The 1,214-nt window shown below is 76.2% G+C and carries 2 protein-coding genes; both read left to right on the top strand.

Annotated elements, in window-relative coordinates; all coding sequences use genetic code 11:
• Nucleotides 1-452, top strand: a 452-nt coding sequence (locus FM076_RS07750) for an MnhB domain-containing protein (RefSeq protein ID WP_274598793.1), incomplete at its 5' end; no start/stop codon positions are given.
• Nucleotides 449-1,081, top strand: coding sequence for a Na(+)/H(+) antiporter subunit C (locus FM076_RS07745; protein WP_173869196.1), 633 nt, complete (start codon nucleotides 449-451; stop codon nucleotides 1,079-1,081). The genes FM076_RS07750 and FM076_RS07745, both read left to right, overlap by 4 nt.
• The last annotated feature ends 133 nt before the right edge of the window (nucleotides 1,082-1,214 follow it).

The raw sequence follows: 1,214 nt of genomic DNA, 5'->3' as shown, positions 1-1,214 counted from the left end.
GGCTGGTCTTCCACCCGATCCTGGTGCTCTCCCTCTACCTGCTCTTCTCCGCCGAGAACCTGCCCGGCGGCGGCTTCACCGCGGGGCTCGTCGCCGGACTCGCGCTGGCCGTGCGCTACCTGGCGGGCGGACGCCTGGAGCTGGCGGCCGCGGCCCCGGTGGACGCGGGCTTCCTCCTCGGCCTCGGGCTGCTGATCCTCACCGGTACCGGCCTGGCCGGGCTCGGGCTGGGCGGCGGCGTCCTGGCGGCCGGGAAGATCACCGGCGACCTGTGGCCGGCCGGCCCGTACCACGCAGCCAGCCCCGTCCTCTTCGACACCGGCGTCTACCTGCTGGTGCTCGGTGTCGTCCTGGACGTCCTGCGCAGTCTGGGCGCCCAGATCGACCGCGGTGTGGAGCACGAGCGCGCCCAGCGGGACGCCGGGCGGCGGCCGGGGGAGGGGGACGGATGACGGGGACGTTCGCCCTGCTGGGCTGTGGCGGTGTCCTGTTCGCCGCGGGCACCGCGCTGCTGCTGACCCGCCCCCTCACTCGTATCGTCCTCGGCGCCGTCCTCGTCGGGAACGGCGTCAACATCCTCGTCCTGGCCACCTCGGGCCCGGCGGGACGCGCCGCCCTCCTCCACCCCGGCTCGGACCCGGAAGCGATGCCCGACCCGCTGCCGCAGGCGTTCATCCTCACCGCCATCGTCATCACGCTGGCCGTCACCGCGTTCCTGGTCACCATGGCCTACCGCTCCTGGCAGCACTCCGGCAACGACGACGTCCCCGACGACACCGAGGACGTCCGCGTCGCCCGCCGGGCCGCCCACGCGGAGGAGCGCGAACGGCTGCGCGCCACCTACCGGCAGCGCCGCCTCGCCCGCCACGCGCTGGCGCATGACACGGAGGAGCGCGTCGCCCGCGAACACAGCGCCCACCGGCGGCTGGGCACGGTCCGCGACCAGTACCGCGAGATGCGCCGGCGCGCCCGCGCCGACGCCCGGGCCTTCCGCGCCCGCCAGGCCCGCGCCGAGGAGACCGCGGAGGAGACCGAAGGGGAGGACGACCCGTGGCTGACCATCCTGGGCACCGACCGATGAGCGCTCCGCCCCCGCTCCCACCGGGACGGCGCGTACCGCCCCCGGTCCGCCCCTGGGCTGCGCCCCCGACCCGCTCCCCGGTTCCGCCCCCGGTTCCTGTCGCGGTCCGCCTCCCGGTTCCTTCCGCGGCCCG

Source organism: Streptomyces albus subsp. chlorinus (genome assembly GCF_013302895.1).
In the GTDB taxonomy this organism is placed as follows: domain Bacteria; phylum Actinomycetota; class Actinomycetes; order Streptomycetales; family Streptomycetaceae; genus Streptomyces; species Streptomyces chlorinus.
This window is presented reverse-complemented; position numbering and strand designations above follow the sequence as displayed.